This is a genomic window from Streptomyces sp. NPDC002057, from assembly GCF_040296665.1.
Taxonomy (GTDB): domain Bacteria; phylum Actinomycetota; class Actinomycetes; order Streptomycetales; family Streptomycetaceae; genus Streptomyces.
This window is the reverse complement of the sequence record NZ_JBEOXR010000004.1, coordinates 212,103-224,770: the sequence shown is the minus strand read 5'-3', so window position 1 is coordinate 224,770 and position 12,668 is coordinate 212,103. Positions and strand designations below refer to the sequence as shown.

Here is a 12,668-nt window from a genome sequence, read left to right as displayed (position 1 = left end):
GACGCGTGCCGAACACTCCCAGCAAGAAGAAGACCCAGGTGAGCGGCGGGCCCGAGCGCCGCCGCGAACTCCTCGACACGGCCGCCGAGGTGTTCGCCGCCCAGGGGTACAACGCCACCACCGTCCGCAAGATCGCGGACGCCGCCGGGATGCTCGCCGGCAGCCTCTACTACCACTTCGACTCCAAGGAGTCGATGCTCGACGAGATCCTCTCCACCTTCCTCGGCGAGCTGTGGGAGGGGTACGACGCCGTCCTCGACGCCGGACTCGGCCCCCGCGAGACCATCGAGGCCCTCGTCACCGAGTCCTTCCGCGAGATCGACCGGCACCGCGCCGCCGTCGCCATCTACCAGAAGGAGTCCCGCCACCTCACCGACCAGCCCCGCTTCCACTACCTGACCGACTCGCAGCGCAGGTTCGAGAAGGCCTGGCTCGGCACCCTGGAGCGCGGGGTCGCCGCCGGGGTCTTCCGCGCCGACCTCGACGTCCGCCTCACCTACCGGTTCGTCCGCGACACCGTCTGGGTCGCCGCGTCCTGGTACCGCCCGGGCGGTCTGCACAGCCCCGAGGAGATCGCCCGCCAGTACCTGTCCATGGTCCTGGACGGGATCGCCGTCCGTCCCTAGCCGCGTCCCCGACGCCGGGAAGACACCAGGAGGAGCCCGCCATGCCCGAGGCCTACATCGTCGAAGCGGTCCGCACCCCCGTGGGACGCCGAGGGGGCGGCCTCTCGGCCGTCCACCCGGCGGACCTCGGCGCCCACGTCCTCAAGGCCCTCGTCGCCCGCTCCGGGATCGACCCGGCCGCCGTCGACGACGTGGTCCTCGGCTGCCTCGACACCGTCGGACCGCAGGCCGGCGACATCGCCCGTACGGCATGGCTGGCCGCGGGCCTCCCCGAGGAGGTCCCCGGGGTGACCGTCGACCGCCAGTGCGGCTCCTCCCAGCAGGCCGTGCACTTCGCCGCCCAGGCCGTCATGTCCGGCACCCAGGACCTCGTCGTCGCCGGCGGCGTGCAGAACATGTCGATGATCCCCATCGCCTTCGCCTCCCGGCAGGCCGCCGAGCCCCTCGGCCTCACCGGCGGCCCCTTCCACGGCAGCGAGGGCTGGCGCGCCCGGTACGGCGACGCGCCGGTCAACCAGTTCCACGGCGCCGAGCTCATCGCCGAGAAGTGGCGGATCACCCGACGCGACCAGGAGGAGTTCGCCCTCCGCTCGCACGAGCGGGCGCTCCGCGCGATCGACGGGGGCCGCTTCGCACGGGAGACCGTGGCGTACGGAGAGGTCGCCCTCGACGAGGGCCCGCGCCGCGACACCAGCGCGGCGAAGATGGCCGGGCTCCGGCCCGTCGTCGAGGGCGGCACCATCACCGCCGCCTGCTCCTCCCAGGTCTCCGACGGGGCGGCGGCGCTGCTCCTGGCGAGCGAGCGGGCCGTACGGGAACACGGGCTGACCCCCCGGGCCCGGATCCACCACCTCTCCGCGCGCGGGGAGGACCCGATCCGGATGCTCTCCGCGCCGATCCCCGCGACCGCCCACGCGCTCAAGAAGAGCGGCCTGACCATCGACGACATCGACCTCGTCGAGATCAACGAGGCCTTCGCCCCCGTCGTCCTGGCCTGGCTGAAGGAGACCGGCGCCGACCCCGCCCGCGTCAACGTCAACGGCGGTGCGATCGCCCTCGGCCACCCGCTCGGCGCGACCGGTGCGAAGCTGATGACGACGCTCCTCCACGAACTGGAACGCACGGGCGGCCGCTACGGCCTCCAGACCATGTGCGAAGGCGGCGGCCAGGCGAACGTGACGATCATCGAACGGCTGTGAGCGGCCCGCGGCCGGGCGTCCCGGGGTTGTGAGGTCGCCCACGTCGCACCGCCGTGGGCTGGTGCGATCCGTCCGGGCATCGGTCGGGCGGGGCGGGAAGGTCCCGAGGCGCACTATTGTTCCGGTAGAGACATCCGGGGCTCGTTCCGCGCGTTCCGGTAGACAGCCCGGGCCCGTATCGCGTGTTCCGGGTAGAGCAGCCGGGGCCCGCACCGTGCAGGTGCGGGCCCTGGCTGTGCCGCGAGCACCGGCCAGAAAGGCACGCATGACCCGCTCCGAACGCCCTCACAAGCGCAGCCCCCGCACCGCCCAGGCGAAGTCCACGTCGCAGCCGAAGAACTCCCGCGGCGGCCGCCGTCCCACCGCGCCCCCGCCGCCGAGCGAGTTCACGCCGCCGGAGACGCTGACCCCCGCGCTGCCCGCGGTGGCCGCCTTCGCCGACCTCGACATGCCCGAGGGCCTGCTGCGGACCCTGGGTGAGCAGGGCGTCACGGAGCCGTTCCCGATCCAGGCCGCGACGCTGCCGAACTCGCTGGCCGGCCGCGACGTGCTCGGCCGGGGGCGTACCGGCTCCGGCAAGACCCTCGCCTTCGGGCTCGCGATCCTCGCCCGCACCGCGGGCCGCCGCGCCGAGCCGGGCGCGCCGCTCGCGCTGGTCCTGGTGCCCACGCGCGAGCTCGCGCAGCAGGTGACCGACGCGCTCACCCCGTACGCCTCCGCGCTGCGGCTCCGCATCACCACCGTCGTCGGCGGCATGTCGATCAGCCGGCAGTCCTCCGCGCTGCGGCGCGGCGCCGAGATCCTCATCGCCACGCCCGGCCGTCTCCACGACCTCATCGACCGGGGCGACTGCCGGCTCGACCAGGTCGCCGTCACCGTCCTCGACGAGGCCGACCAGATGGCCGACATGGGCTTCCTGCCCCAGGTCACGAAGCTGCTGAAGCAGGTCGAGCCGGGCGGGCAGCGCCTGCTGTTCTCGGCCACCCTCGACCGGAACATCGACCGCCTGGTCAAGATGTTCCTCGACGACCCGGTCGTGCACTCCGTCGACCCGTCGGCCGGCGCGGTCACCACCATGGAGCACCACGTCCTGTACGTGGCCGACGAGACCGACAAGAAGGCCGTCACGCTGCGGATCGCCGCCCGCGACGGCCGGACGATCCTCTTCCTGGACACCAAGCGGTCCGTGGACCGGCTGGTCAAGCGGCTCCTCGCCAACGGTGTGCGGGCCTCAGGCCTGCACGGCGGCCGCTCGCAGCCGCAGCGGAACCGGACCCTCGACCAGTTCAAGAGCGGTCAGGTCACGACCCTCGTCGCGACGAACGTCGCGGCGCGCGGCATCCACGTCGACGACCTCGACATGGTCGTGAACGTCGACCCGCCGATGGACCACAAGGACTACCTGCACCGCGGCGGCCGGACCGCCCGTGCCGGTGAGTCCGGCAGCGTCTTCACCCTGGTCCTGCCCGAGCAGAAGCGCGACATGGGCCGTCTGATGACGAACGCGGGCATCAGCCCCCGCACGGCGCAGATCAAGTCCAGCGACGACGAGCTGGCCGAGCTGACCGGCGCGCGGGAGCCCTCCGGCGTCCCGATCGTCATCGAGACCCCGCAGCCGACGCAGCCGCGCAAGCCGGCCGGCTCCGCCGCCGGTGGCCGCTCCGCGGGCCGGCGCCGCCGTCCCGCCCCGGCCGGAGGCACGGCCGGCACGGGCACGGGCTCCGGCCGTTCCGGAGCCACGGGCACGGCCTCGGGCCGCGCCGCGGGCTCCTCGGGCCGTACGGCGGGCTCCGCGGGCCGCACCGCCGGTGCCGCCGGCGGTGCGGGCCGCGCGTCCGGCGGTGGCCGGGGCGCGGGCTCCGGCACGGGCGGCGGACGCGGCGCCTCCGCCGGCTCCGGTGCCGGCCGAGTCGGGCGTCAGGCCGCGGGCACCAGCCGTGCGCGGAGCGCCGGCAGCTCGCGGGGGTCCAGGCCGAGGCCGACCGACACGTAACGGAACACGCTCCCGTACGAGGAGCGCAGCTGCTCCAGGGCGGTGTCGAGGTACTCCTCCCGCACCTCCTGGAGCGGAATGATCAGGGCCGGGTTCCTCATGAGCCCGGCCCGTTCCAGTTCCTCCCGCAGCCGGGCGTCGTACGCGGCGCGGAAGGTGTTGGAGGCCAGGTAGTCCGCGCGGGCGAGGGGCTCGGGCACCCCCAGCAGGGTCAGCAGGAGCCAGCTCGTCCAGCCCGTCCGGTCCTTGCCCGAGGTGCAGTGCAGGAGCAGCGGCCCCCGGCGTGGGTCGGCCAGGTCCCGCAGGGTCGCCGCGAAGGCGGCCCGGTTCGCGGGGTCGGTGACGAAGGTGCGGTACACCTCGCGCATGAACGCGGCGGCCCGTCCGCCGCCCAGCATCTCCTCCTGCCGCACCGGGTCGCGCGAGCCGATCGCGGTGAGGAGCCGCCCGAACAGACCGTTGTCGGTGACGGGCCGGGGGACCGGGACCGGACCGGCCGGCAGCCGGTCGGCGCCGTCCTGGCCGACCTCCAGGGGGATCCGCAGGTCGACCACGGTGCGCAGGCCGAGCCCGTCGAGCGTGCTCAGGTCCGGGTCGGTCAGCCTGGCGAGGTGGTCGCCCCGGTAGGCGAGGCCGTACCGGACCCGCCTCCCGTCGTACGTGGGGTAGCCGCCGAGGTCACGGACGTTGACGGCGCCCTGGAGCGGGATCCGCCGGATCGGGTGTGCCCGGGGGAACCCGGGGCGGGCGGTCGCCCCGGCGGGCAGGGCGCCGAGCAGGGCGGTGGCGCCGGTGGCGGTGAGCAGCGCGCGTCGGGACAGGTGCACGGCCGGACTCCTTTGCGGCTCAAGGGGGTTGAGGGTGGTGCGGTGCGGTGTGGAGGTCACTCCTCGGGGTGCGGAAGCGTCCGCAGGACCCGCGCGGCCTCCGTCATGATCCGGGCGACCAGCTCCTCGCAGCTGGGCAGGTCCTCGATCACCCCCGCGACCTGACCCGCGGCCATCACGCCCAGGTCGGTGCGGCCCTCGACCATGGAGGCCCGCAGCAGCATCGGGGTGTTCGCGGCGAGGAGGACCTGGCTCCAGGACAGGTCCCTTCCGTGGCGCATCGCGAGGCCGTCGCGGACCATCGCGGACCAGGAGAGCCCGGAGAGCCTGCGGAATCCGGCCGCGCGGTGCAGGGCCCGCGCCAGGGTCCGTATCCGCCCGGCGTTCTCCAGGGACGCCACCAGCTCCGTGCGGAGCATCCGGTGGGGCAGCCCGTCGACGGCGGTGGTGACGGTGACGTCCTTGACGGTGGCGGCCAGATAGCGGGCCTTGACGGCGTCCGGCACGGTCGAGTCGGAGGTCAGCAGGAAGCGGGTGCCCATCGCGACGCCCGCCGCCCCGTGGGCGAGCGCGGCGACCAGGCCCCGCCCGTCGTGGAAGCCGCCCGCCGCGATCACCGGGACGTCCACGGCGTCCACCACCTGCGGCAGCAGGACGCTCGTCGCGACCTCGCCGGTGTGGCCGCCGCCCTCCCCGCCCTGGACGAGCACGGCGTCCGCGCCCCAGGCGGCGACCTTCTCCGCGTGCCGCCGGGCGCCGACGGAGGGGATGACGACGACCCCGGCGTCCTTGAGTTCGGCGATCAGGTCGCGGGAGGGAGCGAGGGCGAAGGAGGCGACCCGTACCCCCTCGTCGACGATGATCCGGACCCGTTCACGGGCGTCCCCCGCGTCGGCGCGCAGGTTCACCCCGAAGGGCCGGTCGGTGCGGGAGCGCACCTCGCGGACGGCGGCGCGCAGCTCGTCCACGGTCATGGTCGCGGAGGCGAGGACGCCGAGCGCGCCCGCGTTCGCGGTGGCGGAGACGAGCCGGGGCCCGGCGACCCAGCCCATGCCGGTCTGCACGATCGGGTGGCGGACCCCGGTCAGCTCGGTGAGCGCGGTCCTCATCGGGGCGCGACCTCGCGGTCCCGCAGCCGCCGGGGGTCGATGACCTCGCGGATCAGCCGCAGCTCCTCGGCGGTGGGCTCGCGGGTGTACGGCACGTCCTCGTCGATCACCAGGTCGAAGCCGGTGGCCGCGCGGACCTCCTCGACGGTGACGCCCGGGTGGAGGGAGGCGATCCGCATCGTGCGGTCGGGCGTCTCGAAGTCGAGGACGGCGAGGTCGGTGACGACCCGGGGGAGGCGGTGGTACGGCCCGACGGCATGGTCGTAACCGACCCCGCTGATCATGTCGACCCGCTCGACGAAGACCCGGGGCGAGTGCTTGGGGATCCAGTAGCTGACCGGGTTGTTGAGGGTGTTGACGGGGGCTCCGCGGACGCCGAGGAGCTGGCGGGAGGGCCGCCGCCAGTCGCCGATGCAGGAGATGTTCTGGTTGCCGTACCGGTCGATCTGACTGGCGCCCATCATCACGTGCCGCTTCCCGCCGGTGACCATGGCGAGGTGCCTGCGGTACGGCAGCCAGCCCTCGGGCTCCCCGTCGAGGCCGACGAGCAGGGCCTCGCCGTCGGTGAGGAGCAGGTCGGGGGAGAAGGTGCGTTTGGCGAGGCGGGCGCCGAAGGAGGGGATCAGGCCCATGGGGCTGGCGAGGACCTCCCCGTTGTCGCGCCAGGCCTCGGCGCAGGCGATCACGCAGTACTCGGCCCGGGCGGCCGCTTCCGTCGTCACGTCCGCCGCTCCTCGCGCTCGTGGTGCCAGGCCCGCACGGCGGCCTGGTAGTCGTCCTCGGTCCTGCCCGACAGGAAGCGCTCGGCGAACTCGGGCCAGGGGGTGGTGGCGTAGAGCCTCTGGAACGGCTCGTCGCGGTCGTGGTCGGGGACGCAGGAGGTGAAGTGGGCCCCGTTCGGGGTCTCGACGACTCCCGTGACGCTGTGGCGGCTGACGAGGAGGGTCTGGGGCACGGTGTCCGGCCCGAAGCGGTCGACGACCCGCTCGCAGGAGACGTACGCCGTGTCGGCGGCCTCGCAGAACAGGTCGTCGAAGTACGGGTCGGGGCCGAGGTACTGGCCGTTGCCGAGCCGGTCGGCGCGGTTGAGGTGGACGAGGGCGGCGTCCATGCGCAGCGCCGGCACGGCCACGAACTCCTCGCCGTCCTCGTACGGGGAGGTGACGGTCCGCAGGCCCGGGTTGACCCGCATCACGTCGGAGCCGAGCCCGGCCCGTACCGGAAGGAAGGGCAGCCGGTTGGCGGCGGCGTGCAGGCCCCACATGAACATCGCCTCGTCGAGTTCGGTGAGCTCGAAGGCGCCGCGCTCGCGGGCCGCCCGGAAGTGGGGTTCGAGGGGGATGGAGTCCAGGGTCGCGAAGGGGGCGACGAGCCGCCGGATCCGGCCGGCGGCGGCGAGCAGGCCGACGTCCGGGCCGCCGTAGGAGATCACCGTGAGATCGGTGATCCCGGAGCGGAGCACCGCCCTCACCAGGGCCATCGGCTTGCGCCGCGAGCCCCAGCCGCCGATCCCGACCGTCATCCCGGAACGGAGCCGGCCGACGACCTCCTCGGGCGTCATGGTCTTGTCGCTCACGCGGAGTCCTCCTTCCCGAAGGTGTCGCGGACCCGGTCGGCGACCCCGCTCAGATTGGCCTCGAAGGTGAAGCCCTGCTCGAAGCGGTAGCTGCGCCGTACGTCCACGGGGTCGATGCCGTTGAGCGCGGCCTTGGCGAGGCGCAGGAGGCTGCCGTCCTTGGCGGCGATCTCCCCGGCCAGCGCGAGGGCCGCGCCGAGCAGCTCCGGGCGCGGGACCACCTGCCACACCGAGCCGTGCGCGTGGAGTTCGGCGGCGGTCGCGGTCCGCGAGGTGTAGTAGAGGGCCCGCATCAGATGCTGGGGGACGAGCCGGGCGAGGTGGGTCGCCGCGCCGAGCGCGCCCCGGTCCAGCTCGGGGAGGCCGAAGACGGCGTCCTCGGCGGCGACGATCGCGTCGGCGTTGCCGACGAGCCCGACGCCGCCGCCCAGGCAGTGGCCGGCGACCGCCGCGACGACCGGCACCTCGCACTCGTAGACGGCGGCGAAGGCCTCCGCGCAGCCGCTGTTGGCCCCGATCAGCGAGGCGTGCCCGGGGTCGCGCTGCAACTCCTTGATGTCGACCCCCGCGTTGAAGCCGCGGCCCTCGGCGGTGAGGACGACGCACCGGACCTCGGGGTCCCGGCCGGCGGTGCGGACGGCGTCGGCGAGCGCGTACCAGCCTGTGACGGGCAGGGCGTTGACGGGTGGGAAGTCGACGGTGACCAGGGCCACGCCCGGAGCGGGGCGAGAGGTGCAGACACCCATGAGCGGATCAGCTACCTTTCCACCAAACGTTTGTTAGGTACCTCTTGGAGGGGAAGGTAGCAGCCGATGGAGCTGGACGGGAGGGTCGTGCTCGTCACCGGTGGAACCCGAGGAGTCGGCGCGGGCATCGCCCGCGCCTTCCTGCGGGCCGGCGCCCGGGTCGCCGTCTGCGCCCGCAGACCCCCGGACACACCGGTCGCGGCGGCGGGCCGCACCGCCGACTTCCACCCGCTCGACCTGCGGGAACCCACCGCCGTGCGGGAGTTCTTCACCGCCTTCGCCGAGCGGTACGGACGGCTCGACACCCTCGTCAACAACGCGGGCGGCACGCCGTACCGCCTCCTGGGGGAGGGCGAGGCCGAACGGCACGCGCGCGTGGTCGAGCTGAACCTCACCGCCCCGCTCGCCGTCAGCCTCGCCGCCCACCCGCTCCTCGCGGCCTCGCACGGCACGGTCCTCATGATCGGCAGCGTCAGCGGCACCCGGCCCTCCCCGGGCACCGCCGCCTACGGCGCGGCCAAGGCGGGCCTGGAGAACCTCGCCCGCTCCATGGCCGTCGAATGGGCCCCCGAGGTACGGGTCAACACCCTCGTCCTCGGCATGGTCAGGACCGAACTGTCCCGCCTGCACTACGGCGACGACGCGGGGGTCGCCGCCGTCGGCCGGACCGTACCGCTGGGCCGGCTCGCCGCACCGGACGAGATCGGGGAGGCGGCCGTCTTCCTCGCCTCCGACCGGGCCGCCTACGTCTCGGGAGCCTCGCTCCTCGTACACGGCGGCGGGGAACGCCCCGCCTTCCTGGACGCCGCCACCGCCAACCGACAGAGCTGAGGGGAAACCGGGATGGGAATCTGCGAGGGCCGTGTCGTCATCGTCACCGGAGCGGGACGCGGACTGGGCCGGGCGCACGCGCTCGCCTTCGCCGCCGAGGGCGCCCGGGTCGTCGTCAACGACCTCGGGGTCGGCCTCGACGGCCGCCCCGCGCCCGACAGCCCGGCGACGGCGGTCGTCGAGGAGATCAGGGCCGCCGGCGGTGAGGCCCGCGCCCACGGCGGCGACATCGCGACCACCGAGGGCGCCGCCTCCCTGGTCGCGACCGCCCTCGACACCTGGGGACGGCTCGACACCCTCGTCAGCAACGCGGGCTTCCTCCGTGACCGGATGCTCGTGAACCTCGACGAGAAGGACTGGGACGCCGTCATGCGGGTCCACGGCAAAGGCCACTTCCTGCCCCTGCGGCACGCCGCCGCGCACTGGCGGGCCGAGGCGAAGGCCGGACGGGCGCCGGTCGCCAGGGTCGTCCACACCACCTCGGGCGCCGGGCTGCTCGGCAGCGTCGGACAGGCCAACTACGCGGCGGCGAAGGCCGCGATCGTCGGACTCACCCTGGTCGCGGCGGCGGAACTCGCCCGGTACGGGGTCCAGGTCAACGCGATCGCCCCGGCGGCCAGGACCCGGATGACCGAGCGGGTCTTCGACGGCCTGGACGCACTGCCCGAGGACGTGTCACCGCTCGTGGTGTGGCTGGGCTCGGCCGCGTCGGAGGGCGTGACCGGCAGGATCTTCGAGGCCGAGGGGGGCCGCCTCACCGTCATGGAGGGCTGGCGGCCCGGCCCGACGGAGGACAAGGGCACGCGCCGGACCCCGGCGGAGGCGGGTGAGACGGCCCGCCGCCTCCTGTCGGAGTCGGAGCCACCGCGCCCGGTGTACGGGGCCTGAGCCCGCCCGGGGGCGGCGGCCCGGGCGCGCCGACGCGGTGCGCGAGCCGGGCCCGTCCGCGTCCGCGACCCGTCCTCGACCCGTCCTCGACCCGTCCTCGACCCGTACGGGAGGCATGTCCGCCGGGGTCCGAAAAGGCCCCGGCGGACCCATGCACACGAGATCCGCACGTTCGCGGGCAAGGGGTTAACGTCCGGCGAATACAGGGCCGTTGGGGTTCCGGGCGGGATCTACGCGCGTCCACAATCTCAGCCATGCGAATCCCCCCTCGATTCACCCTCGCCGGCGGTGTCGCCACCGCCCTCCTCTCGTCCCTCCTCCTCGGCGCCCCCGCCACCGCCGCACCCGCCCCCGCACCCGCCGCCGTCGTGACCTCGGTCGCGGCGACCGCCGCCGTCGGCGACATCTGCTACTCCGACCTGCCCAGCCAGGCGCACACGACCCTGCGCCTGATCGACGCCGGCGGCCCCTTCCCGTACAGCCAGGACGGCACCGTCTTCCAGAACCGGGAACGGATCCTGCCCGGCCGGTCGCTCGGCTACTACCACGAGTACACGGTCGAGACCCCCGGCTCCTCCACGCGCGGCGCCCGCCGCGTCGTCACCGGCGACGCGGCCCAGGAGGACTACTACACGGCCGACCACTACGCGTCCTTCGACCTGATCGACCACGACTGCTGACAGCCGCACCGCGGCCGGTCGGCCCCACCCCACCGGCCGCACCCGACCCCTCAGGCGCGACGCGGGGACGTCCATTCGAGCCGGGTCCTGACCCGGGGGTCGTGGACGTACTCCAGGGCGGCGAGCGCCGTCTCCCGCGCCGCGCCCTCCGGGTCCCCGTCCGCGAGGACCGACGCCAGCGCGTCGACGGCACGCGGGTCCTGACGGATCGCCAGGCCGCGCGCCGCCTCCGCCGCCGTCTCCGGATCGGTGTCGCCCAGCCGCTCGGCGAGCCCCTCCCGGACGAGGGGGGTGTCGTCGGGCAGCTCGGCGAGCGCGAGCGTCGCCCAGTCCCGTACCCGCGCGTCACCGTCCCGGCTCAGCGCCAGCAACACCCCGAGCGCCTCCACGTGCCCGGCCGGCACGATCCCCGCCAGGGCCCCCGCGACCGCCCGCCGTACCGCCGCGTCGGCGTGCCCGGCCGCCGCGAGGAGTTCGGGCACCGCGGCCGGATCCCCGCACTCCCCGAGCGCCGACACCACCGAGAGCACCGGCTCCCGCGCCGGACCCACCACCTCCGCCGCGACCCGCCGCAGCACCGGCACCGCGCTCGCCGCGAAGTCCGGCAGGGCGCCGAGCACCCGCGCGCCGAGCGCCCGGCGCAGCGGATCGCGGTACGCGCACCACGCGGCCGCCGCCACGAAGGTCTCCTCGTCGGCCCGGCCGGCCAGTTCGGCCACCGCCGTCGTCCAGTCGTCGAGCTCCGGGTCGCCGCAGCGCAGGGCCCGCGCCGCCAGCTCCTCCTGCGAGGTACGCAGCCCCAGCGCCGCCTCCAGGAGCGTGGCGATGGCGGCGTGCCCCGTCTGGCGTTCGTCGCCGCGCCCGGGAGCGCCGTCCTCCCGCAGCAGCTCCACGACGACCGTCACCCCGCCGTCCTCCCGGACACGCCGGATCACGGCCTCGTACGTCTGCCCGCCCTCGTTCCCCGCGACGAGCCCGCGCCGCAGCTCGGCCGCGATGTCGGCGCCGATCCAGCGCCGGGCCTCCCGCAGCGCCGCCTCCCGGGCCGTCGCCCCGTGGTCGAGGAGCGCCCGGACGCATCCGGTGGAGCCGCGCCGGGCGGCGGCCACGAGCGGGAGGAACCCGTCGGGTCCGCGCCGGTCGGGGTCGGCCCCGTGCTCCAGGAGCACCCGGGCGGTGTCGGCGTGCCCGAGCCGCAGCGCCCACGCGAGGGCGGTGAAGCCGTAGGCCTCCTCCTGGTCCGCCGCCGCGCCCGCCGCCAGCAGCGCCCGCGTCACGTCGGTGTGTCCGCCGACGGCCGCCCCGCAGAGCGGCAGGTCGCCACCGTCCTCGCCGCTGCCCCGGCCCGGATCGGCCCCGGCGGCCAGCAGCACCCGTACGATTCCGGCCTCGTCGCCGACGGCCGCCCGGTACAGCGCGGTCTCCTCGTCCTCCCGGTCCTCGGGGCCGGCCCCGTTCCGCAGGGCGCGTACGGCCCCGTCCTCGTCCCCGTCCCGGATGGCGTCGAACAACGTGCTCATGCGCCGACCCTGACCCGCCGTCCGGCCCTGGCGCAAATCAGATTCCCGCCCCGTCCTGCGGAGGTCCCGCGCCGGCCGTCCCCGTCCGGCCGTCCGCTCGTACGCCTGTGCCAGAATCAGGCCGCATGACCCATGATCACGACGACGCGGCGCTGAGCGTCGGCCACGGCGACGCCGCGCTCGCGAAGCTCCTGGACCAGGGGCTCGACGCGTTCAACTTCGCGGCCACCGGGACGACCCCCGAGGACCAGGGCGAGCTCTCCGTCAAGGCCGTCGACGCGAACGGCGAGCTCATCGGCGGCCTCACCGGCTGGACCTGGAGCGGCCTCTTCGGCATCGACATGCTGTGGGTCCGCGAGGACAGCCGGCAGGACGGCTGGGGGAGCCGGCTCCTGCGCGCGGCGGAGGACGAGGCCAGGCGCCGGGGCTGCGACCGTGCCAACGTCTCCTCGTTCACCTTCCAGGCCCCGGACTTCTACCGCCGGCACGGATACGTGGAGACCGGCCGGATGCTCGGCATCCCGGGCGGCGCCGAGGACGTCCACTTCCACAAGAGCCTGGTGCGGGACACCCCCGGGGAAGCGTCCTAGGCCCGTCCGGCCACCACCTGGTCCGCGCCGGCCCCGCTGCCCGGCCACAACCTGGCTCGCGCCGGCCCCGCTGCCCGGCCACG

The 12,668-nt window shown here is 74.9% G+C and carries 13 protein-coding genes; 7 read left to right on the top strand and 6 right to left on the bottom strand.

The features are described 5' to 3' along the window. Window positions 1-5: 5 nt before the first annotated feature. The 3 genes from ABT129_RS05685 (at window position 6) to ABT129_RS05675 (ending at window position 3,818) form a co-directional block, all read left to right on the top strand. Window positions 6-626 carry a TetR/AcrR family transcriptional regulator gene (locus ABT129_RS05685; protein WP_351896952.1) on the top strand — a complete coding sequence of 207 codons (621 nt, stop codon included), beginning with the start codon at window positions 6-8 and terminating at the stop codon, window positions 624-626. 41 nt (window positions 627-667) lie between these two features. Beyond that, entirely contained in the window at window positions 668-1,825 is a 1,158-nt protein-coding gene (locus ABT129_RS05680) for an acetyl-CoA C-acetyltransferase (RefSeq protein ID WP_351896950.1), read from the top strand. 265 nt (window positions 1,826-2,090) lie between these two features. Further along, entirely contained in the window at window positions 2,091-3,818 is a 1,728-nt protein-coding gene (locus ABT129_RS05675; protein ID WP_351896947.1) for a DEAD/DEAH box helicase, read from the top strand. On the opposite strand, the gene ABT129_RS05670 is transcribed toward ABT129_RS05675, so the two are convergent. Genes ABT129_RS05670 through ABT129_RS05650 form a run of 5 tightly spaced genes read right to left on the bottom strand, consistent with a single transcriptional unit; the run spans window position 3,743 to window position 8,076 of the window. After that, complete coding sequence (locus tag ABT129_RS05670; protein ID WP_351896945.1) at window positions 3,743-4,645, bottom strand: tyrosine-protein phosphatase; 903 nt, start codon at window positions 4,643-4,645, stop codon at window positions 3,743-3,745. The genes ABT129_RS05675 and ABT129_RS05670 overlap by 76 nt on opposite strands. Before the next feature lie 56 nt (window positions 4,646-4,701). Next, window positions 4,702-5,754 (bottom strand): NAD(P)H-dependent flavin oxidoreductase, encoded by a 1,053-nt coding sequence (locus tag ABT129_RS05665; RefSeq protein WP_351896942.1) that lies wholly within the window; start codon window positions 5,752-5,754, stop codon window positions 4,702-4,704. After that, entirely contained in the window at window positions 5,751-6,476 is a 726-nt protein-coding gene (locus tag ABT129_RS05660; RefSeq protein ID WP_351896940.1) for a CoA-transferase subunit beta, read from the bottom strand. The genes ABT129_RS05665 and ABT129_RS05660 overlap by 4 nt, the downstream gene beginning before the upstream one ends. Further along, window positions 6,473-7,330 carry a CoA transferase subunit A gene (locus ABT129_RS05655; protein WP_351896937.1) on the bottom strand — a complete coding sequence of 286 codons (858 nt, stop codon included), beginning with the start codon at window positions 7,328-7,330 and terminating at the stop codon, window positions 6,473-6,475. The genes ABT129_RS05660 and ABT129_RS05655 overlap by 4 nt, the downstream gene beginning before the upstream one ends. Then, entirely contained in the window at window positions 7,327-8,076 is a 750-nt protein-coding gene (locus tag ABT129_RS05650) for an enoyl-CoA hydratase family protein (RefSeq protein WP_351896935.1), read from the bottom strand. The genes ABT129_RS05655 and ABT129_RS05650 overlap by 4 nt, the downstream gene beginning before the upstream one ends. Window positions 8,077-8,142: 66 nt before the next feature. Between ABT129_RS05650 and ABT129_RS05645 the strand changes: the two genes are divergently transcribed. From ABT129_RS05645 to ABT129_RS05635, 3 genes are all read left to right on the top strand, one after another. Next, window positions 8,143-8,907 carry an SDR family oxidoreductase gene (locus tag ABT129_RS05645; RefSeq protein WP_351896932.1) on the top strand — a complete coding sequence of 255 codons (765 nt, stop codon included), beginning with the start codon at window positions 8,143-8,145 and terminating at the stop codon, window positions 8,905-8,907. A 12-nt stretch (window positions 8,908-8,919) separates the two neighbouring features. Then, on the top strand, window positions 8,920-9,795 hold the full coding sequence (locus ABT129_RS05640) for an SDR family oxidoreductase (RefSeq protein ID WP_351896930.1): 876 nt from the start codon (window positions 8,920-8,922) through the stop codon (window positions 9,793-9,795). Between the two features lie 254 nt (window positions 9,796-10,049). After that, window positions 10,050-10,475, top strand: coding sequence for a ribonuclease domain-containing protein (locus ABT129_RS05635; protein ID WP_351896928.1), 426 nt, complete (start codon window positions 10,050-10,052; stop codon window positions 10,473-10,475). Between the two features lie 50 nt (window positions 10,476-10,525). On the opposite strand, the gene ABT129_RS05630 is transcribed toward ABT129_RS05635, so the two are convergent. After that, complete coding sequence (locus ABT129_RS05630; protein ID WP_351896925.1) at window positions 10,526-11,995, bottom strand: ankyrin repeat domain-containing protein; 1,470 nt, start codon at window positions 11,993-11,995, stop codon at window positions 10,526-10,528. A gap of 125 nt (window positions 11,996-12,120) precedes the next feature. Here ABT129_RS05630 and ABT129_RS05625 point away from each other — a divergent pair, with 125 nt between their 5' ends. Then, on the top strand, window positions 12,121-12,585 hold the full coding sequence (locus tag ABT129_RS05625) for a GNAT family N-acetyltransferase (protein ID WP_351896923.1): 465 nt from the start codon (window positions 12,121-12,123) through the stop codon (window positions 12,583-12,585). Window positions 12,586-12,668: the final 83 nt, after the last annotated feature.

Coding starts and splice junctions, on each gene's coding strand:
- ABT129_RS05625 (WP_351896923.1), top strand. CDS start 12,121: ATGACCCATGATCACGACGACGCGGCGCTGAGCGTCGGCCACGGCGAC.
- ABT129_RS05645 (WP_351896932.1), top strand. CDS start 8,143: ATGGAGCTGGACGGGAGGGTCGTGCTCGTCACCGGTGGAACCCGAGGA.
- ABT129_RS05680 (WP_351896950.1), top strand. CDS start 668: ATGCCCGAGGCCTACATCGTCGAAGCGGTCCGCACCCCCGTGGGACGC.
- ABT129_RS05640 (WP_351896930.1), top strand. CDS start 8,920: ATGGGAATCTGCGAGGGCCGTGTCGTCATCGTCACCGGAGCGGGACGC.
- ABT129_RS05635 (WP_351896928.1), top strand. CDS start 10,050: ATGCGAATCCCCCCTCGATTCACCCTCGCCGGCGGTGTCGCCACCGCC.
- ABT129_RS05630 (WP_351896925.1), bottom strand. CDS start 11,995: ATGAGCACGTTGTTCGACGCCATCCGGGACGGGGACGAGGACGGGGCC.
- ABT129_RS05650 (WP_351896935.1), bottom strand. CDS start 8,076: ATGGGTGTCTGCACCTCTCGCCCCGCTCCGGGCGTGGCCCTGGTCACC.
- ABT129_RS05665 (WP_351896942.1), bottom strand. CDS start 5,754: ATGAGGACCGCGCTCACCGAGCTGACCGGGGTCCGCCACCCGATCGTG.
- ABT129_RS05675 (WP_351896947.1), top strand. CDS start 2,091: ATGACCCGCTCCGAACGCCCTCACAAGCGCAGCCCCCGCACCGCCCAG.